The organism is Fusobacterium sp. (assembly GCF_032477075.1).
In the GTDB taxonomy this organism is placed as follows: domain Bacteria; phylum Fusobacteriota; class Fusobacteriia; order Fusobacteriales; family Fusobacteriaceae; genus Fusobacterium_A.
The window spans coordinates 1-19927 of the sequence record NZ_JAWDXO010000036.1 but is presented as its reverse complement, the minus strand read 5'-3'; the positions used below and the strand labels follow the sequence as shown (position 1 = coordinate 19927).

Annotated in this window: 18 protein-coding genes; 14 read left to right on the top strand and 4 right to left on the bottom strand. The window is 29.1% G+C overall.

Going from position 1 to position 19927, the window contains the following annotated elements:
* Positions 1-31: 31 nt before the first annotated feature.
* The 3 genes from ftsZ (at position 32) to rpsR (ending at position 1751) form a co-directional block, all read left to right on the top strand.
* Positions 32-1105 (top strand): cell division protein FtsZ, encoded by a 1074-nt coding sequence (ftsZ, locus tag E6771_RS12925; protein ID WP_005982369.1) that lies wholly within the window; start codon positions 32-34, stop codon positions 1103-1105.
* Positions 1106-1207: 102 nt separating this feature from the next.
* Positions 1208-1492, top strand: a complete 285-nt coding sequence (rpsF, locus tag E6771_RS12920) for a 30S ribosomal protein S6 (protein WP_316091755.1) — start codon at positions 1208-1210, stop codon at positions 1490-1492.
* Positions 1493-1532: 40 nt separating this feature from the next.
* Complete coding sequence (gene rpsR / locus E6771_RS12915; RefSeq protein ID WP_005950253.1) at positions 1533-1751, top strand: 30S ribosomal protein S18; 219 nt, start codon at positions 1533-1535, stop codon at positions 1749-1751.
* A gap of 255 nt (positions 1752-2006) precedes the next feature.
* Here the strand turns inward: rpsR and E6771_RS12910 are convergent, their stop codons facing one another.
* Complete coding sequence (locus tag E6771_RS12910; RefSeq protein WP_316091754.1) at positions 2007-3404, bottom strand: sigma-54 interaction domain-containing protein; 1398 nt, start codon at positions 3402-3404, stop codon at positions 2007-2009.
* 208 nt (positions 3405-3612) lie between these two features.
* Between E6771_RS12910 and E6771_RS12905 the strand changes: the two genes are divergently transcribed.
* Both E6771_RS12905 and brnQ read left to right on the top strand, forming a co-directional pair.
* A complete protein-coding gene (locus tag E6771_RS12905) occupies positions 3613-5223 on the top strand; it encodes an amidohydrolase (protein ID WP_316091753.1) in 1611 nt (536 codons plus the stop codon).
* Positions 5224-5258: 35 nt separating this feature from the next.
* Positions 5259-6554, top strand: coding sequence for a branched-chain amino acid transport system II carrier protein (brnQ, locus tag E6771_RS12900; RefSeq protein WP_316091752.1), 1296 nt, complete (start codon positions 5259-5261; stop codon positions 6552-6554).
* A gap of 183 nt (positions 6555-6737) precedes the next feature.
* On the opposite strand, the gene E6771_RS12895 is transcribed toward brnQ, so the two are convergent.
* Both E6771_RS12895 and rpmB read right to left on the bottom strand, forming a co-directional pair.
* A complete protein-coding gene (locus E6771_RS12895) occupies positions 6738-7598 on the bottom strand; it encodes an effector binding domain-containing protein (protein WP_316091751.1) in 861 nt (286 codons plus the stop codon).
* Between the two features lie 158 nt (positions 7599-7756).
* Complete coding sequence (rpmB, locus tag E6771_RS12890) at positions 7757-8014, bottom strand: 50S ribosomal protein L28 (protein ID WP_316091750.1); 258 nt, start codon at positions 8012-8014, stop codon at positions 7757-7759.
* Between the two features lie 166 nt (positions 8015-8180).
* On the opposite strand from rpmB, the gene E6771_RS12885 reads away from it, so the two are divergent.
* The 8 genes from E6771_RS12885 to E6771_RS12850 are packed head-to-tail and all read left to right on the top strand — an operon-like array spanning position 8181 to position 17018.
* On the top strand, positions 8181-10517 hold the full coding sequence (locus E6771_RS12885) for an endonuclease MutS2 (protein WP_316091749.1): 2337 nt from the start codon (positions 8181-8183) through the stop codon (positions 10515-10517).
* Positions 10493-11194: a 2-C-methyl-D-erythritol 4-phosphate cytidylyltransferase gene (gene ispD / locus E6771_RS12880; RefSeq protein WP_316091748.1), complete on the top strand. Its 702-nt coding sequence runs from the start codon at positions 10493-10495 to the stop codon at positions 11192-11194. The genes E6771_RS12885 and ispD overlap by 25 nt, the downstream gene beginning before the upstream one ends.
* Before the next feature lie 8 nt (positions 11195-11202).
* Complete coding sequence (locus E6771_RS12875) at positions 11203-12033, top strand: nitrilase-related carbon-nitrogen hydrolase (protein ID WP_316091747.1); 831 nt, start codon at positions 11203-11205, stop codon at positions 12031-12033.
* A 12-nt stretch (positions 12034-12045) separates the two neighbouring features.
* Entirely contained in the window at positions 12046-13290 is a 1245-nt protein-coding gene (locus E6771_RS12870) for a hypothetical protein (protein WP_316091746.1), read from the top strand.
* A complete protein-coding gene (gene cysS, locus E6771_RS12865; protein ID WP_316091745.1) occupies positions 13287-14708 on the top strand; it encodes a cysteine--tRNA ligase in 1422 nt (473 codons plus the stop codon). Before E6771_RS12870 ends, cysS begins: the two co-directional genes overlap by 4 nt.
* Positions 14696-15079, top strand: a complete 384-nt coding sequence (locus tag E6771_RS12860; protein ID WP_316091744.1) for a ribonuclease III domain-containing protein — start codon at positions 14696-14698, stop codon at positions 15077-15079. Before cysS ends, E6771_RS12860 begins: the two co-directional genes overlap by 13 nt.
* On the top strand, positions 15076-16107 hold the full coding sequence (locus E6771_RS12855) for a rod shape-determining protein (protein WP_316091743.1): 1032 nt from the start codon (positions 15076-15078) through the stop codon (positions 16105-16107). The genes E6771_RS12860 and E6771_RS12855 overlap by 4 nt, the downstream gene beginning before the upstream one ends.
* Positions 16107-17018: an ATPase gene (locus E6771_RS12850; protein WP_316091742.1), complete on the top strand. Its 912-nt coding sequence runs from the start codon at positions 16107-16109 to the stop codon at positions 17016-17018. Before E6771_RS12855 ends, E6771_RS12850 begins: the two co-directional genes overlap by 1 nt.
* A 573-nt stretch (positions 17019-17591) precedes the next feature.
* On the opposite strand, the gene E6771_RS12845 is transcribed toward E6771_RS12850, so the two are convergent.
* Entirely contained in the window at positions 17592-17945 is a 354-nt protein-coding gene (locus tag E6771_RS12845) for a hypothetical protein (protein WP_316091741.1), read from the bottom strand.
* A 166-nt stretch (positions 17946-18111) separates the two neighbouring features.
* On the opposite strand from E6771_RS12845, the gene E6771_RS12840 reads away from it, so the two are divergent.
* Entirely contained in the window at positions 18112-19668 is a 1557-nt protein-coding gene (locus E6771_RS12840) for a BCCT family transporter (RefSeq protein WP_316091740.1), read from the top strand.
* Positions 19669-19927 lie beyond the last annotated feature (259 nt).

The window sequence follows — 19927 nt, the reverse complement described above, 5'->3', positions numbered from 1 at the left end:
ATTCAGAAGGAAATGATAGAAGGGGGTATTTATGTTGATAGATCAAGATTTAGTTAAGATAAAAGTATTAGGAGCTGGAGGAGCTGGAGGAAATGCAATCAATGATATGATTGAATCTGGAGTAGGAGGCGTAGAATATATTGCTGCTAACACAGATGCCCAAGATTTAAATAAATCTTTGGCTGACATAAGAATCCAACTTGGAGAAAAATTAACAAGAGGACTTGGAGCTGGAGCTGACCCTGAAATAGGAAGACAGGCAGCTGAAGAAGATGTAGAAAAAATCAAAAATCTTTTAGAAGAAACAGATATGCTTTTTATAACAGCAGGAATGGGAGGAGGAACTGGAACAGGAGCTGCACCAGTAATTGCTAAAGTAGCAAAAGAACTTGGGGTATTAACTGTAGCTGTTGTAACAAGACCATTCTCATTTGAAGGAAAGAAAAGAAAAAACAATGCTGACATAGGGGTTGAAAACCTAAAAAAAGCTGTAGATGCTTTAGTAATAATACCAAATGACAAACTTTTTGAATTACCAGATAAAACAATAACTTTACAAAATGCATTCAAAGAAGCAAACAATATTTTAAAAATAGGTATTAGAGGAGTTGCAGATCTTATGATTGGTAATGGACTTATTAATCTGGACTTTGCTGATATTAAAGCAACAATGATGAATTCTGGTGTAGCTGTACTTGGGTTTGGAGAAGGAGAAGGAGAAAACAGAGCTGTAAAAGCTACTGAAAAAGCTTTATTGTCTCCATTACTTGAAAAATCTATACTTGGAGCAAGCAAAATACTTATTAATATAACTGGAGCACCAGATATAACTCTTATGGAAGCTCAGACTATTTCTGACATGATTAGAGATGCAGCTGGAAAAACTGCTGATGATGTAATGTTTGGACTTGTTATTGATCCAGAAGTTGGAGATAGAGTACAAGTCACTATAATAGCTAATAATTTTGTAAATGAACAGGAGAAAAGTGAACCATTTATTAATGTAGATGCTAAAAAACCTGTAACAGTTGTTACTCCTGAAGAAGCAGATGTAAAAAGATCTGAACTTGATCTTCCACCTTGGATAAGAAGTTCTAAAAAGTAGCAAATAAATACTTGAAAAAATCATTAAAAGATGATATAGTATTTAGTGCCCTGCTCAAAATCAATGTGTTTTGGGCTAAAACCATAGGGAGGAGGTTAAAAAATGAAAAAATATGAAATTATGTACATTATCAACCCAACAATTTTAGAAGAGGGTAGAGACGCAGTAGTTGAAAAAGTAACAGGAATTTTAACTGCAGCTGGAGCTACAGTAGCTAAAAGTGAAAAATGGGGAGAAAAAAAATTAGCTTATCCTATTGATAAGAAAAAAACTGGATTCTATATACTAGCAACTTTTGATATTGATGGAACTCAATTATCAGCAGTTGAAGGAAAGCTTAACATTACTGAAGAAGTAATGAGATACATCATTGTTAAGCAAGACTAATTATTTTAGAATTTAGTAAAATCAAGAGGAGGTTATAAAAATGGCAGAATTCAGAAGAAGAAGAGCTAAATTAAGAGTTAAAGCTGAAGAAATTGATTATAAAAATGTAGACCTTTTAAAAAGATTTGTATCTGATAAAGGAAAAATCAATCCTTCTAGAGTAACTGGTGCTAATGCTAAGTTACAAAGAAGAATAGCTAAAGCTATCAAAAGAGCTAGAAACATTGCTTTAATTCCTTATACAAGAATTGAAAAATAGTTTCTCACAGGCTGGACATATAAAGTTCAGCCTTTTTCTTTTTTGATTTTTTATTTTGTTTAAAAAATCTTTAAAGGATGTAAATATAAAATAAATGTAGGCTTTTAAAACTATATAATATCTATTTTTAGTATGATACAAATAAGTCCTATTATAAATTGGATATAAATCTAATTTTTAATGATATATTGATTAAAACAAAGAGGATAATTAAAAGGCTTAACTAAGTTCCTAGAAGTTATCCTCTTTTGATTATTAATAATTAATATATTTTCTTAAATCATATTTCTTAATTTTATGATTTAGGAGCTGTTTTGATATTTTGAGAGTATCTGCCAATTTTGAAAAAGATAGAGTATTTTTTGAAGCTTTCAATATATAATTTTTTTCAAAGCTTTCAAGTGCTGTACTGAGAGAAGAATTTTCATATAAAAGTTCATTATTAGAATGATAACTTTTAAAAAGATCGTTTTCTTTTTTTTGATTTTTTATATATTCTGGGATATCATCAAGTTCAACAGTTTTAGAAATAGAAAAATTAAATGCAGTTTCAATAACATTTTTTAGCTCTCTTACATTTCCAGGCCATGTATAGTTATAGAAAATTTTTAAGACATCTTTTGAAATATTTTTAATATCTTTATTCATTTTTTTATTATAAAACTCAATAAAAAATTGAGCAAGATTTTTAATATCTTCATTTCTTTCAGCTAATGAAGGTGTTTTTATCTGTACACTGGATAATCTATAAAAAAGATCTGGACGAATTCTCTTTTCAGCTAGACAAATTTCAGGAGCTTCATTAATAGCAGCAATAATACGGACATCAACCTCTTTTGTTTCTACTCCACCTATTCTTGTTATTTTTTTATCTTCTATTATTCTCAAAAGCTTTGCCTGCATATTGAGGTTCATAGAATTTATTTCATCAAGGAAAATTGTTCCACCATGTGCCATTTCAAAAATGCCAGGTCTATTAATTGCATCTGTATAGCTTCCCTTTGTAGTTCCAAAGAGAATACTTTCCAAAAGATTATCAGGAATAGCAGCACAATTTTGTGAAATAAATATTTTATTCTTTCTATCACTGTTGCTATGAATAGACTGAGCTACCATCTCTTTTCCTGTTCCAGTTTCTCCATAAATAAATACATTTGAATCTGTTTTTGAAACTTTAGCAATCTTATTTTTCAAAGAAAGTATTTCATCAGAAGTGCCTATTATATCATCAATTGCATAAAGATCATTAAAGCATGGTGCTATTATATTTGAATGATTTGTAAAGTTATTCTTTTTAAAGTTGCTGACAAATCGTACTGTATTTACAGCTCCTATAATTTTACCATTTACAATGATGGGAATTGTACTGTCAACTATTGGTTCTTTTTTTCCGTTACTGTAAAGAATTACTTGAGTATTATTAAGACAAGTTTCCCCATATTTTACTGCTCTGTAGAAAGTAGAAGTTTCTTCTGTAATATTAGCAAAAATATCAAAGGGAGTTTTTCCAATAGCTGTTTTTACATCAACACTTCCCAAACCAGAGGCAGAAAAATATTTACAATATTTTATTATCAAATTTTCATCTACAACCATTATTCCATCAAAAGAATTATCTATCATTTTTATTAATTCAATATAGTTTTCAAGCATTTTATTCCCCTCCTTGAGTTACTTTAACATATTTAAAATAGTTTTGTAAAATATTTTTTACAAAAAAGTAAAATTTTATATAATTTCTTTAATGAATAAAAAAAATAAAAAGATAAAGATTATATATTTTAGATAAAATTAGATTAATAGAATTATTGGCATAAAAATTGCTTTTAATTAAAATATTGAAATTTAAGGAGGGTATAAAATGATTATAGACACGTTATTGTATAATGGAGAATTTCATTCAATGGATAAGAATAATTCCATTTATGAAGCAGTGGGGATAAAAGATGGAAAAATATCTTTTCTTGGAAAAGATAAGGAGATTCAAAAAATAAATGTCAAAGAAAAAATTGATATGAAAGGTAAATTAGTTCTGCCTGGGTTTGTGGATACACACCTTCATGCTTTAGATTATGCAGAAACAAAAAAATTCATAAAGCTTAATGGTTCAGATTCAGTTGATGAGGTTATCAAAAGAAGCAGAGAACATTATAAAAAAAATGGATTATGCCAGGATTGGCTTATAGGTTGGGGTTGGAATCAATCAGAATTTAAAGATGGAAATGATTTTATTTATAAAGAGGATCTGGATAAAATATCTGCTGAATATCCTATAATTTTATTGAGAGTGTGTGCTCACGTTGCTGTAGTGAATTCTAAAGCTATGGAATTAATATTAGAAAATGAAATCACAGAAGAAGCTATGGAATATATAGATACTGAAAAGGGAATTTTAAGAGAATCTTCAATTACAGTTTATAGAAAGACTTTAGCAAAACCAACTATTGAATATATTAAAGAAATGATACTTTCAGCACAGGAAGATTTTCTTAAGGAAGGAATAACACAAGTACATAGTGCTGATTACTTTTCAGCAGTTCCAGAGGAAGATTGGGAAAAAGTGATAACAGCTTACACTGAACTTGAAAAAGAAGGAAAACTGAAAGTTAGAACTTATGAACAATGTATGTTTTTTATTTATAAAAATTTTGAAGAATTTATAGCAAAAGGCTATAGAACAGGACAAGGAGGAGAATATTTTAAAATAGGTCCTTTAAAAGTTATTTCAGATGGGTCACTAGGGGCTCGTACTGCTTATATGAATGAACCTTATTCAGATGATTCTGAAACTCGTGGAATACAGATTTTAGATGAAAACCAATTGAGAAAGTTTTTCAAAAAAGCTAAAGAAAATAATATGCAGATAGCAGTACATGGAATAGGTGATGGAGCTATAGAAATAGCAGCTGACATTTTGAACGAAGTAAATAAGGATAATCTTTCAAATCCTATGAGAGATGGAATAGTTCATGCACAGATAACAAACAAGAGAATAATTGATAAAATGGTAAAGGGAAATATAACAGCTTATATACAGCCAGTTTTTATAGATACTGATATGGAGATAGCAGAAGAAAGATTAGGAAAAGAAAGAACTTTTTCATCATATGCATGGAAAACAATGCTAGATGAAGGATTACATATTTCAGGAGGGTCAGATGCACCAGTAGTGAGCTTTAATATTTTAGAAAATATTTATTTTGCAGTAACAAGCAAGAATATAAAAGGGTTTCCTGAAGATGGATGGATGCCATCACAAAAATTAACTATAGATGAAGCAGTGAGATTGTTTACAGTAAATGCTGCCTATCAATCATTTGAAGAAAATATAAAAGGAACATTGGAAATTGGCAAACATGCAGATATAGTAGGACTTGAAAGAAATATTTATATTATTCCAGAAGATGAGATAAAAGATGTAAAAGTAAGTTTTACAATGGTTAATGGAAGAATAGTATATAAGAAAAATTAAAATATAAAATAAATAAAAAAGGAGAGGGAAAATTTATGGATAGCAAAGTGATTAAGAAAGGAATAATAGTTGGATTTGCTCTTTTTTCAACTTTTTTTGGAGCAGGGAATTTAATTTTTCCACCTGGAATAGGATTTGCTAGTGGAACAGCATGGATGTCAGGGGCCTTTGGATTATTCTGTTCAGGGATATTGCTTCCAGTAATTGCTGTAATTGCAGTCAATAATTCTGGAGGAAATGTTAAAAATGTTTTAAATCCTATTGCACCTTGGTTTTATAATTTTTTTTATTTGATAATGGTTTTGATGATTGCAATGACTTCAACTATGCCAAAACTAGCAGCAACAACACATGAAATGGGAATTAAAGCACTAACTGACAAGGTACCAATATCAGTAACAATATTTGTATTTTTTATAATTGTATTCTTTATAGCCAGAGATGCTAATTCAGTAGTAGATAAAATTGGAAAATATTTAACACCAGTACTTTTGATTGCATTACTTATAATAGTTGTAGCAGCAGTTATTAAACCAATAGGAACACCAATACCTGCAGGAATAAAAAAACCTTTTGTAGATGCTCTTATAACTGGATACAATACTGGTGATTTAACTTTAGGTTTGATGTGTGCAGCATTATTTTTCAATGCTTTAAAAGATGGAGAAATAAAGAAGGAACAAGTGAATATAGGAATATACATTACAGCTTTGGTTGCTATTGTAGGTTTAACAGTTATCTATATAGGATTATTATATCTAGGGGCAACAGGACATGAATTTGTAACTTCAGATATGTCTATGGCAACAATGCTGATAGTTCTTGTAGAACAACTTCTTGGAAAAGCAGGTTCAGGAGTTCTGGCAATCATTGTTATGCTTGCTTGTTTGACTACTGGGGTAGGAATAGCTACTATTGCAGGAGAATTTGTTGAAGAATTTACAAGAGGAAAAATAAAATATTCAAAATGGCTTATAGTTGTATGTATAGTTGGTGGAGCTTTAGGAATTCTTGGTGTTAATAGAATTGTAGGATATGCTTCTTTTATGTTTGCTGTAATTTATCCAATATGTATAATAATAACTTTTTTAGGTTTAATAAAAAAAATTCTCCCTAATGATGGACCTTTTAAGGGAGGAGTATTAATGGCATTTCTTTTTAGTCTTATGGAAACTTTAATAAAAGGAGGATTGAATATTTCTGTATTTAAAATAATTTTAAGTAAAATGCCTTTATCTGAATATGGATTTGCATGGCTTGTGCCATCAATAGTAGGAATGATAGTAGGAACATTTATAATCAAGACAAAAGTTCCAGATGTAGAAGAATAGAAAATAGTTGAGAAATAAGAAAAATTAAGAAATATAATCAGCTATATTGATAGAATTAAAGGTTATTTAAATTGTTCGATGATAATATTTTCAGTTGGATATAAATTTAATTTCTAAATTAAAAGAAAATGAGAATACTAAATTTATTAAAACTTAGCTATTCTCATTTTTTATATTATATAATTATTTTCTTTCAACAGGTATCCATAGTTCACAAAATATATTTTCATCATTTTCATAGTAATATTCTAAGTCTGCTTGTTCAGTCATTTTATAGGGAGAAGTGGGTAAAAACTCACTGAATATTCTCTCCCACATATCAGATATACATTGCCCATCACTGCCAATACATTTAAAAACAGCCCACATAGATGGATTGACTGTCCAGATTTCAAATCCTTCTGCTGTGTTGTTAGTATCATTGTTGATTACTCCAATACCATATTTAAAGCTGTCGCATTCTTTAGATACAGGAAGGCACACTCCATAAAAACCTTTATCAATCGAATTTTTTTTAAGAGTATCAATAGTTCCATTGTTAAAACATTCAGTCCAGAAATTAGAAATATCTCTATTTTCTTTCTCATTTATTATCTCATTTAAAAAGCTTTTAGATGCAGTTAAAAATCTCATTATACCTTTTTCTTCAATCTTGTAATCCATAATTTTTCCTCCTTCAATTTTTACTTTAATAGAAAAACGAGAGAATTTCTTTAGAGATGTTCCAGATTTTTTAGCTTCACTTGGATTGAAGCCATGAAAACGACTGAATGCTTTTGAAAAACTTTCTGGAGTTTCATACCCATATTTAAATGCAATATCAATAATTTTAGCATTAGACATAGAAAGCTCTTCTCCAGCCATGGATAATCTTCTTTTTTTGATATACTCATTTGCTGTTATTCCTGTAAGAAGTGCAAAAGTTCTGTGAAAATGAAAATTAGAAAAACCAATATGCTCAGCTACATCATTGTAATCAATGGTTTCAAGAATATTGTCTTCTATATAATCAATAGCATTTTGCAGATAAAATATCCAATCCATAATACATCTCCTTCCTTGATTAAAGTATATATTAAAAGAAAAATAATTTCCTGTTTTCTGTTGCTGAGATTTGTCAGGATTAAAATAAAAAGATATAAAAAAAAGACATGCTTTTTTTAAGCTGTCTTTTTTTATTAAAGATTGCCATTATTAAAAGACTATTTGCTTAAGAATTTAGCAAGTCTAGCACTTAAAGTAGAAGCATTAGATTTTAAAATATTCATTACTTCAACTTCGCTGGCACCTCTTAAAGTTTTTAAAGTTCTTGAACAAACTTTAACTTTAACTGGAGATCCGTTTACAACGATAGTAGTAACTTGTAAATTTGGTTTCCATACTCTTCTAGTAAGTCTATGAGAGTGAGAAATTTGGTTACCACTGATAATTCCAGTTCCTGTGATTTCACATCTTTGCATCTTTGTCACCTCTTTCCTGATTGCAATTGAACACACAATTGCAAATAATTGTATCATTAAATAAAGAAAATATCAAGTTTTTTTTAAATTTCTTCAACTTTCTTTAAGAAAAATAGAGATTTGTGATATAATAAAATGAACGTAAATATATAACAAGGTGGTAAAAATGAATAGACATAGTTATACAGTTTTGGAATTTGATAAATTAAGAGAAGAAATTTCAAATTATAGTGCTATAGAAGAGAACCATTATAAAATATTGGGGCTTGAACCTTTCAAAGATTTTAGCTCTTTAAATAGAGATCTGGATATATTGAGAGACTTTACAGATTTTTTGAAATTTGATGGTGGATTGGAAACTGCTGGGATGAAAGATATTTGTAAAATGACAAAAAAATCACAGTTGATAGGAACATATTTAGATGTGGAAGATTTATGGGATATCAATCATAATTTAAGACTTTTCAGAGTATTTAAAAATAGGCTGGATGATCTGAATAAGTATAGAGATTTAAGAGATAAATTTAATGATGTGCCTATTTTAAGAGGAGTAGAAGATATTATTAATAAAGCTATTGATAATAATAAAGAGATTAAAGATGATGCTTCTCTTGATTTAAGAGATATCAGAATACATAAAAAAACTCTTGCAATGAACATCAAAAGAAAATTTGATGAGCTTTTCAATGAACCTCAATTTGCCAAAGTATTTCAGGAAAAAATAATTACTGAAAGAGATGGAAGAAGTGTAGTTCCTGTGAAAGCAGACTTTAAAGGACAGATAAAAGGAATTGAACATGATAGATCATCAAGTGGACAGACAGTATTTATTGAACCTTTGTCAATAGTAGCTCTAAATAATAAGAATAGAGAATTAGAGATAAGAGAAAAAGAAGAAATAAGAAAAATACTCCTTAGAATAACTGATTATATAAGAAACAGCAAAGATGACATAGATAGAGTAGGAGAAGCTGTTATTACTCTGGATATACTCAATGCCAGAGCTATGTATGGGATAGAAAAAAAGTGTATAGTACCTAATATAAATAACAGAGAAATTTTAACTTTAGTAGAGGCAAGACATCCATTTATACCCGTTTCATCAGTTGTTCCTCTTACATTTGAAATAGGAAGGGATTATAATACTCTTCTTATTACAGGGCCAAATACAGGTGGAAAAACAGTTGCGTTGAAAACAGCTGGACTTTTGACATTGATGGCTTTAAGCGGAATACCTATTCCAGCACATGAACATTCAAGTATTGGATTTTTTACAGGAGTTTATGCTGACATAGGTGATGAACAGAGTATAGAACAGTCATTATCTTCATTCTCTGCTCATTTAAAAAATGTTCAGGAGATACTTGAAAATGTTACAAGAGCTTCTCTAGTATTGTTGGATGAATTAGGATCAGGAACAGACCCTGCTGAAGGGTCAGCTTTTGCTATGGCGGTTATAGATTATCTGAAAGATAAAAAATGTAAATCAATAATAACTACCCATTACAGCGAAGTTAAAGCTCATGGATATAATGAAGAGGGAATAGAAACAGCATCAATGGAATTCAATGTAGAGACTCTTTCTCCTACATATAGACTTTTAATAGGGATTCCAGGAGAAAGTAATGCACTTACTATTGCCAGAAGACTTGGAGTATCTGAAGAGGTAATCAACAAGGCAAAAAGCTATATAAGTGATGATAATAAAAAAATAGAAAAAATGATAAGCAATATTAAAGATAAAGCTGATGAACTTGATATTATGAAAAAACAGGTAGAATTTCTGAAAGAAGCTGCTCAAAGAGATAAAGAGGCTTTTGAAGAAAAACTCAGAGTTTTGGAAAAAGAAAAAAATGACATATTGAAAGAAGCCTATGAAAAAGCAGATAAAATGATGAAAGAGATGCAGTCTAAAGCAGCAGCCTTAGTAGAGAAAATACAAAAAGAAGATAACAAAAAAGAAGACATTAAAAATGTTCAAAAAAGTTTGAATATGCTTAGATCTGCTCTACAAGATGATAAAAGTAAGACTGTTGCAGAAAAACCAAAAGTTGCAAGAAAAGTTGATTTTAAAGTTGGAGAAAGAGTATTTGTTAACAGTCTTAATCAGTTTGCAAATGTACTTAAGATAAATACTTCTAAAGAGACAGTACAGGTACAGGCAGGAATACTAAAATTGGAAGTATCATTGGATGATGTAAAAGTAGTAGAAGAAAAGAAACAGAAAGTGTATAATTCATTTTCACACAAGAAAACAGCTGTAAGAAGCGAAATAGATTTAAGAGGGAAAATGGTAGATGAGGCAGTTTATGAACTTGAAACATATCTGGATAGAGCTGTTATGAACTCATATAATGAAGTTTATGTAATACATGGAAAAGGTACTGGAGCACTTAGAGAGGGGATACTTAATTACCTGAAAAAATGTCCTTATGTAAAGGAATATAGAATTGGAGGACATGGAGAGGGAGGATTAGGATGTACAGTAGTGACTCTGAAATAGAAAAAAAGAAAATAACTCTTATATTGGCTGCTGCTGGAATTGGAAAAAGGATTGGATTGGATTATCCAAAACAGTTTTTTGAGTATAATGGAAAACCACTGTTTATTTTTCCTTTGGAGACAGCAGAAAAATCTTCTTTAATAGACGAAATAATTATTGTAACTAATGAAAATAATATTGACTTAGTAAAAAAACAATGCAATAAATATAGTATAAAAAAAGTTAAAAAAGTTCTTGCTGGTGGAAAAGAGAGACAAGACTCCATTTATAATGCTTTAAAAGAAGATGAAGGAAGCACTTATATATTAGTACAAGATGGAGTGAGACCTTTTATGAAAGAAAAATATATAGAAATGACTTGTGCAGCACTTGATAATGATAAAACACTTGCTGGAGCAGTAATAGGAGTAGCTGTAAAGGATACAATAAAGGTAGTAGGATTAGATGGAGAAATACTTGCTACTCCAAATAGAGCAGGGCTTATAGCTGTTCATACACCACAGACATTTAGAGGTGATATACTAAAGAAGGCATATAAAATAGCAGAAGATGAAAAATTTCTTGGAACAGATGATTCTTCTCTTGTAGAGAGAGCAGGAGAAAAAGTAAAAATTATTATAGGAGATTACGATAATATAAAGATAACTACATTAGAAGATTTGTTATCTCTTAAATAGGGGGAGTTATGAATATTCGTATAGAACAAATGAAACCTGTATTGGGAGATACAGAAAAGAATTTATTGAAAATGGTAGAGTTAATTGAAAAAGGTATAAAAGCAGGAGATGATATTATAATTTTTCCTGAACTGGCATTAAATGGATATATGCTGGAAGATATAGTTTTTGAAACTGCTATGAAGAATGTTCCAGATATATTGTTGGAAAAAAGTAATGAGATAAGTATAATATTTGGTATGGCAGAGATGGGAGAAGAGGAATATCCCTATAATACAGCCTACTATCTTGAAGATGGGAAAATTATACACAAACATAGAAAAGTATATCTTCCTGATTATGGAATGTTTTTTGAAGGAAGATATTTTGGAAATGGAGAAAAAATAAGAGCATTTGATACAAAATTTGGAAGAATGGGAATGCTTATATGTGAAGATGCATGGCATCAATCAGCTCATTATATTCTTTCACAAGATGGGGCTAAGTACATATTTTCTATAGCTAATGCTCCAGCAAGACTAGGAGTAAATAAATCCTCAGTATCATCAACATGGAAAACTTTATTAAAAAGCAGTTCTATATCTAACGGAGTATTTAATATAATGACTAACAGATCAGGAGTAGAAGATGGAGTGACATTTTTTGGAAACTCTGTGATAATAGATCCATGTGGTGAAGTGGTAAAAGAAGCTGGTTACTTTAAAGAGGAGACTTTATGTTGTTCTGTTGATTCCTGTTGTATAAGAAGGGCTAGAATAAGTGCTCCTGTATTTAAAGCAGAAAAAATAGACTTAACTGTCAGAGAATTAAAAAGAATACAAAAAAATAGATTTGAATAAGGAGAATAGATTATGAAAAAAAGATATATATTGCTTTTTATTGTAATTATTTTTGTTGGTTTTTTGGTGGGATATAGATTTGGATATAAAGTATCTCCAAGGGAATTTATAGCAGAAGATACAAAAATAATATATGCAAATGAAGGAATAGCAGATAAAGATTTTAAAGAAATAATACCTTTGATAAGTGCAGCTGGGAAAGAAGCAGATTATGAAAAATTTGAAAAAATAAAAAAATATATTTCAAAAGTATATGCTTTTTCTGATTCTGATTTTTATAATAAAGAATTAAAAACATCAGTGGTTGTAGACACTGGATATTGGTATTTCTTTATTTTAAAAGACAGTGTAAAATATTTTCATAAAGATGGAGAATTCTATAAACTGAAAAGCAAATATATGGAAAAATATGGTCTTAAAAAGGATATATATATGTGTTTTCATAGAGGTTTAATAATTTTTTCTGAAAATAAATCAGTTTTGAAAAAAATAATTAACAAAAAAGGAACTTATAATGCTAAAATAGAAAATATAATAGATGAAACCAGAGACAATATTCTTGGAGTTCTTGTCTATAATAATACAAAAAATAAGGATTTAGGGATAGAGGCGATATCTCTTACTGGAACTGTAGATAAAAATATAGTAAAACTGCAAGGAGAGATTATTGGAGACAAAAATGTATTTACTGCATTCAATGATCAGCCAGAAGAAAGAAAATTATTGAAATATGCTGGAAAGAATACTTTATATCTTTCAATGAAAGATTTTTCAAAACTTGAAAAACTAATTTTTAATTCATATACACTTGGAAGCAATAAAGATTTAATACTTGCTATGTGGCAGGGATTTATAGGAACAAAACCATCAGAACTTCTCAAAGAAATTGATGGGGAAATAATAGTTGACAGCAAAAATGCAGCTATGGTGATACCTTTAAAGGATGGAGAAAAAATAAGAAAAGCTTTAGGTATGTTTAAAACAGAAGATGGATATCGTATTTCAAATAGAGTAAAATTATTTTTTAAAGATGAAAATATACTTATTTATGGAAAAGATAACTTTGTGGAAAATACTTTTCCAGCAACATTAGTGAGAGGACAATTTCTATATGGTTCTTTGGATATTTACAGTAATTTTGGTATAGAAGAACTGAAAGGAATAGATTTGAACATATCAGGAATTGGCAATGAAATAATTTTTGAAGTAGAAGCTGATTCTAAAAATATGGGTGAGCTATTAAGGAGGATAAAATGATAAAAATATATAACACCCTCAGTGGAAAAATTGACGAATTCAAACCTGTAAAAGAAGGAGAAGTCTCAATGTACGTCTGTGGACCTACTGTATATAATTATATTCACATAGGAAATGCAAGACCAGCTATATTCTTTGATACAGTGAGAAGATATTTTGAATATAGAGGATATAAGGTAAAATATGTACAAAACTTTACAGATGTAGATGATAAAATGATAAGAAGAGCCAATGAAGAAGGAGTTTCTCTTAAGGATATAGCTGAAAAATACATAAAGGCATATTTTGAGGATACTTCAAAAGTAAACCTTAAAGAAGCTGGAATGATAAGACCTAAGGCAACTGAACATATTGGAGATATGATAGAAATAATTCAGAATCTTATAGAAAAAGGATATGCTTATGAAGCAGAAGGAGATGTGTACTTCAATGTAGAAAAGTATAAAGAGGGATATGGAGCTCTTTCTAAACAAAATGTGGATGACCTTAAAAGTGGTGCAAGAATAGAAGTTTCTGATATAAAAAAATCTCCTGTAGATTTTGCTCTTTGGAAAGTTGCAAAAGAAGAAGAACCAAATTGGGATTCTCCTTGGGGTAAGGGAAGACCAGGTTGGCATATTGAGTGTTCAGCAATGTCACATAAATATTTAGGGGATACATTTGATATACATGGTGGAGGACAGGATTTGATATTCCCACATCATGAAAATGAAATAGCACAATCTAAATGTTCTTGTGGAGGAGAATTTGCTAGATACTGGATGCACAATGGATATATTAATATCAATGGTGAAAAAATGTCTAAATCAGGAACATTTATGCTTCTTAGACAAGTACTGGAACAATTTGAAGGAAGAGTAATAAGATTATTTATACTTGGAGCTCATTATAGAAAACCAATGGATTTTTCTAACTATGAGTTAAATCAGGCAAAGTCATCATTAGAAAGAATAGAAAATGCTCTGCTGAGAGGTAAAAATGCATTAGCAGTTGATACAAAAGAAGGTGGAGCAGATTGTACTGAACTTGCAGAAGTACTTAAATCATCAAGTGAAAAATTTATAACTGCTATGGATGATGACTTCAATACAGCACAAGGTCTTGGAGCTATATTTGAGCTTATTAAAGAATTAAATAAAGCTCTTGAAGGAGATAAACTAAGTGCAAAAGGAAAAGAAACTGTAGAAAAAACTATAGACTATGTAGTTAATATAATGCAGGAAGTTTTGGGTGTTATACTTAAGCTTGATAATGAAGTTGGAAATCTGACTTCTGAGCTTGTTGAATTTATTCTTGAACTAAGAAGGGAAGCAAGAGCTGACAAAAACTGGGCTATGTCTGATAAAATTAGAGATAGACTGGCAGAAATGGGTATAAAAATCAAAGATGGAAAGGATACAACTACATGGAACATGTAGATTTAAAAGAAACAAGTGGAGTAGTACTGGCATACCTTGGAGATGCTGTCTGGGAACTCTGTATAAGAAAATATTGGATAAATAAGGGACTGAATCTCCAGAATCTCAATAAAAGAGTTAAGGAGTGTGTCAATGCCAAAAAACAGAGTGTATTGTACAAGGAAATAGTTCTTCAATTAGAGGAAAAATATCAAATGCTAGGTAATAGAGCAAAAAATGGAAATATAAAGACATTTCCTAAATCATGCTCAATTTTAGAATATAAAGAAGCAACAGCTTTTGAAGCACTTATAGCTGGATTTTATATTGATGGAAGAGAAGATTTGATTGAATTAGCAATAAAAAAATGTATAGAGGGTGAAAAGAGATGAGATTATTCCCAAATTTTAGGTTGAACAGAAGTATAGGAATAGATTTAGGAACAGCAAATACGTTGGTTTATAGTAAAAAACACAAAAAAATAGTTTTAAATGAACCATCAGTAGTAGCAGTGGAAAGAGAGAGCAGAAAAGTACTGGCAGTAGGAAATGAAGCTAAAGAAATGCTTGGAAAAACTCCAGATACTATTGTAGCTGTAAAACCTCTTAGTGAAGGAGTTATAGCAGATTATGATATTACTGAGGCTATGATAAAATATTTTATAAAAAAAGTTTTTGGTTCATATAGCTTTATTATGCCTGAAATTATGATATGTGTTCCTATTGATGTAACAGGCGTAGAAAAGAGAGCGGTACTTGAGGCAGCAATATCTGCTGGAGCAAAGAGAGCATATCTAATAGAAGAGGCAAGAGCAGCAGCTCTTGGATCAGGACTTGATATATCTGTACCAGAAGGAAATATGATAATAGATATTGGTGGAGGGTCTACTGATGTGGCTGTTATTTCTTTAGGAGGAACAGTAGTAAGTAAAACAATAAGGACAGCTGGAAATAATTTTGATAATGATATTATCAAATATGTAAAGAAAACTCACAATCTTCTTATAGGAGATAAGACAGCTGAAGAGATAAAAATAAGAATAGGAACAGCTTTACCTTTGGAAGAAGAAGAAAAAATGACTATTAAAGGTAGAGATCTGATTATAGGACTTCCTAAAACAGTTGAAATAACTTCAGAAGAAGTAAGAGAAGCTATAAATGATTCCCTTATGGAAGTCGTAGACTGTGTAAAATATGTTCTTGAAAGAACTCCGCCTGAACTTGCAGCCGATATAGTTGATAAAGGAATAGTTATGGCTGGAGGAGGTTCTCTTATCAGAAATTTCCCAGAAATGATAGCTAAATTTACCAACCTTAATGTAAAACTTGCTGATAATCCGCTTGAAAGTGTAGTAAAAGGTGCTGGGTTGGCTCTTGATCAGTTGAATATTCTTAGAAAAATAGAGAAGGCTGAAAGATAATGATAAAAGATATTGTTTCTAATGAAGAAGTTAAAACTTTTTTTAGAAATGAATTAAAGTCTAATAAAAAATCAGGAACTTATCTTTTCTACGGAAATGATACTGATCAGCTTATGGAATTTGCTCTTTATTTTACCAAAGGATTGTGTTGTGAAACTTTGGAAGGAGATTTTTGTGATACCTGCAATGTATGCAGAAAGATAGATAAACTTGTTTATAGTGATTTAGAAATATTAGATGATCCTAATGGTATAAAAGTAGATGCTGTCAGAGAGCTTGCATACAAATCTTCATCTAGTTCATATGAAGGCGGGAAAAAAATATTTATATTAAAAGATATTCAAAAGATGAAAAAAGAAGCTGGAAATTCTCTTTTAAAACTTATAGAAGAGCCTAATGAAGGAAGCTTTTTTATACTTTTAAGCAACAGCTTAAATATACTTCCTACAATAAAATCAAGAAGTATACTGGTAAAAATAAAAAAAAGAAATGCTGAAGAACTAGATGTAGATGATTTTATCTATACATTCTATATGGGAAATAGTGAAGATATAAAAAGATTTAAAAATTCAAAAATTAATTTGAACGAATCTGAATTTTACGGAAATATAGGAAATTTTCTCAAGAAATATACTGAAACTAAAGAACTTGAATATAAAACAGGAATATATAAATGTATTAGGGATTTTATTAAAGGAAAATATTACATATCCCCTCAAGAAAAGATATTTTTTGTAGAAGAAATAATGAGAGGGACTTCAGATAAAGAGATGTACAGAAAAATCATAGAATACACAGTCTATGTATTGGGAGACATGCAAGGTTTGGAAAAAAGGCTTACTTTAAAGGGGATGTTGAGATATCCTATTAACATGAAGCTTGTGCTTTTAGAACTATTTTTAAAAATTTAAGAATTGAAACAGTCTTTTATATAAAAATAAAAGACTGTTTTTATATTTCATACTAGATAAAAGATTAAAATAATAAAGGAAAGAGCTAAGTAGAAAAGTATATATTATTTAACTTATAAAGGTAAGGACTGGAATATTTAAGGATTAAATTGAATGGAAAGAAAATTTTTGCAAGAAATTTTATTATATTAATGGTATGGACTATTAAATATGGTTGTTATAAAAAATAAAATCTTTTGGTTTTTATCAATTTTTTCTTCAGTAAATGAAAAAGTAAACAAAATTTGTATTTTTGAATTTAAATATAATATATGTTATAATAAAAGCATGTATGTTTATAAAGTTAATTTAAAAAAGTAAAATTTTATGGAAAAATATAAAATTGTTTTAAAAAACCTAATAAGGAGGTGAAATGTACTTTAGAGAATATTTGAAGCTTTTAGTGGATTTATTGTTATAATCCAAAGGAAATTTTAAATTTATAAAATTAGGACTATTTTCAGTAAAACTAAAAATAATCCTTAACAATTTATTTATAATTTTTTAAATCAGTATGTTAGCTTTGTCTTTTTATTAAACATTTTTTATGTTTAAAATTTCTTTTCCTACAAACAAATCACTTTCTAAAAATTCAGGTAATGTCATATTTAAAACTACTGGAAAACTTTTTTCATGCTCATATAAGAGTACTATTTTTAATGAAGGAGTATAGTTTTCTTTTCTTAAATATCTTAGTAATTCTCTATAATTCCATTTAAGGCATTCAAAAGCTAATTTAATCTCATTTTGATAGAGTAATTCAGAATATTTGAATTGCGGAACTTCCACTTTAAAAGAAGCTTTTCTTTTATTTATAAAACTTTTTTTTAAAAGTGTATGAACTTTCATCATAGAGTTTATTAGTTTTTCTTCAATTATTTTTTCCATTTAAGCCCCCTTTTTTATTTAAATTATATCATTTTTTATTAAATATTGAATAGACTTATTCTTTATTAAAAATTTAGTATAGGATTGATAACTATAAAAAAAGAAAGAAAGGAGACGAACTTTAACTTTTGATACAATCAGTTTATTAAAAGTGGTTCATTATTTTATGATAAAGCATTTTCAAAAAAGAATAGGGTTGACATTTTGGATATCTATTCTATTAACATTCACGCTTATAGGCTTAGCATTACTAATCCCAAATGAGTTTAATCAATTTACAAAAAATATTCGGATATCTTTAGGATATGGATTTGGGTGGTATTATCTTACCATAACTACTTTAATTGTATGTTTATGTGTATTTATAATTTTTACTCCTGTTGGAAAAATAAAATTAGGTGACCCCACTTCCAAACCTGAACATTCTAGACTATCATGGCTAGCTATGTTATTTTCTGCTGGAATGGGGATTGGATTGGTTTTTTATGGAGCTGCAGAACCTTTATCACACTTTGCTGTATCAGCACCAGAAGCTAAATTATACAGTAAAGCTGCTCTTAAAGATGCTTTTCAATATTCATTTTTTCATTATGGGATACATGCTTGGTCTATTTATGCTATTGTAGCACTGTCATTAGCATATTTTCAATTTAGAAAAAAAGAAAAGACAATGATCTCAGCAACATTAAAACCGATATTAAAAGAGAAGACAGATGGATTTATTGGAAAATTTCTTGATAGTATGACTATTTTTGCAACAATGATTGGAGTTTCTACAACATTGGGATATGGGGCAATTCAAATAAGTGGAGGATTAAATTATTTATTTGGTATTTCTGATTCATTTTCTGTTCAATTACTTATTATTGTTGTTGCAACTGTATTATTTTTATTTTCTGCATTATCAGGTATTGGGAAGGGAGTAAAATTACTTTCTAATCTTAATATTGTTATAGCAATAGGAATAATGTTGACATTAATGTTAGTCGGACCTAGAGTCCAGATATTAAATACGATGGTTTCTTCTTTTGGTGAATATTTACAGAATTTTTTGCATATGAGTTTAAGAACAGCACCTGGAAATCCAACTGAGCAAGCTTGGATTCAGCAGTGGACTATATTATATTGGTCATGGTGGATTTCATGGTCTCCATTTGTAGGCATATTTATAGCTAGAATTTCTAAAGGAAGGACTATAAAAGAATTTCTTATATATGTTTTGTGTGTTCCATCAATATTTTCATTTTTATGGTTTTCCATTTTTGGAGTTGCTTCTACAGAAGTTTATAAGATTAATGAAAAAATTAGTACACTACCTATTGAAAAAGTATTATTTGTTACATTAGAACATTATCCTCTAGGAAACATTTTATCAATTATTTCAATTATACTGGTATTTTCATTTTTTATAACTTCTGCAGATTCAGCAACTTATGTGCTTGCAATGCAGTCTGAATATGGAAATTTGAATCCACACAAAGAAGTAAAAATTGTTTGGGGAATACTATTATCTGTCATTGCAACAATATTGCTTAAAATAGGTGGCTTGAATGCATTACAAAATGTTTTGATTATTATAGCTTTTCCATTTACATTTGTTCTTATACTATTAATTATTTCATTTATTATAGAATTAAATTATGAAAAAAAACAAATGGGCCTTTATTTGAAACCAAAAAATTATCCTTCTAAAGATTCACCTTTTAGATCATATGAAGAATGATAAGTTAAGTAAAGAAATAAGTTAGTGTAAAAGATATTTTAATAACTAGAATATTTAAGAAAAAATTTTATGAGTAGAAATATAATCTTGCTGAAATTAAATCTATTTTTTAATAATTTAAGTTATAAATTAATGACTGAATAAAATTATTTATCAGTCATTTTTTTATTTCTTAGGAAATTATAATTTGATAAATTTGTTGAAAAAATAAAAAATATTAATTATTTTGGATTCATATTAGATATATTAATCGAATAAG

Excerpts from the sequence above, each read along its gene's own strand:
- cysS (WP_316091745.1), top strand. The coding sequence starts at position 13,287 with ATGATAAAAATATATAACACCCTCAGTGGAAAAATTGACGAATTCAAA.
- E6771_RS12910 (WP_316091754.1), bottom strand. The coding sequence starts at position 3,404 with ATGCTTGAAAACTATATTGAATTAATAAAAATGATAGATAATTCTTTT.
- E6771_RS12905 (WP_316091753.1), top strand. The coding sequence starts at position 3,613 with ATGATTATAGACACGTTATTGTATAATGGAGAATTTCATTCAATGGAT.
- E6771_RS12840 (WP_316091740.1), top strand. The coding sequence starts at position 18,112 with ATGATAAAGCATTTTCAAAAAAGAATAGGGTTGACATTTTGGATATCT.
- E6771_RS12855 (WP_316091743.1), top strand. The coding sequence starts at position 15,076 with ATGAGATTATTCCCAAATTTTAGGTTGAACAGAAGTATAGGAATAGAT.
- ftsZ (WP_005982369.1), top strand. The coding sequence starts at position 32 with ATGTTGATAGATCAAGATTTAGTTAAGATAAAAGTATTAGGAGCTGGA.
- E6771_RS12895 (WP_316091751.1), bottom strand. The coding sequence starts at position 7,598 with ATGGATTGGATATTTTATCTGCAAAATGCTATTGATTATATAGAAGAC.
- E6771_RS12860 (WP_316091744.1), top strand. The coding sequence starts at position 14,696 with ATGGAACATGTAGATTTAAAAGAAACAAGTGGAGTAGTACTGGCATAC.
- E6771_RS12850 (WP_316091742.1), top strand. The coding sequence starts at position 16,107 with ATGATAAAAGATATTGTTTCTAATGAAGAAGTTAAAACTTTTTTTAGA.
- rpmB (WP_316091750.1), bottom strand. The coding sequence starts at position 8,014 with ATGCAAAGATGTGAAATCACAGGAACTGGAATTATCAGTGGTAACCAA.
- ispD (WP_316091748.1), top strand. The coding sequence starts at position 10,493 with ATGTACAGTAGTGACTCTGAAATAGAAAAAAAGAAAATAACTCTTATA.
- brnQ (WP_316091752.1), top strand. The coding sequence starts at position 5,259 with ATGGATAGCAAAGTGATTAAGAAAGGAATAATAGTTGGATTTGCTCTT.
- rpsR (WP_005950253.1), top strand. The coding sequence starts at position 1,533 with ATGGCAGAATTCAGAAGAAGAAGAGCTAAATTAAGAGTTAAAGCTGAA.
- rpsF (WP_316091755.1), top strand. The coding sequence starts at position 1,208 with ATGAAAAAATATGAAATTATGTACATTATCAACCCAACAATTTTAGAA.
- E6771_RS12870 (WP_316091746.1), top strand. The coding sequence starts at position 12,046 with ATGAAAAAAAGATATATATTGCTTTTTATTGTAATTATTTTTGTTGGT.
- E6771_RS12885 (WP_316091749.1), top strand. The coding sequence starts at position 8,181 with ATGAATAGACATAGTTATACAGTTTTGGAATTTGATAAATTAAGAGAA.
- E6771_RS12875 (WP_316091747.1), top strand. The coding sequence starts at position 11,203 with ATGAATATTCGTATAGAACAAATGAAACCTGTATTGGGAGATACAGAA.
- E6771_RS12845 (WP_316091741.1), bottom strand. The coding sequence starts at position 17,945 with ATGGAAAAAATAATTGAAGAAAAACTAATAAACTCTATGATGAAAGTT.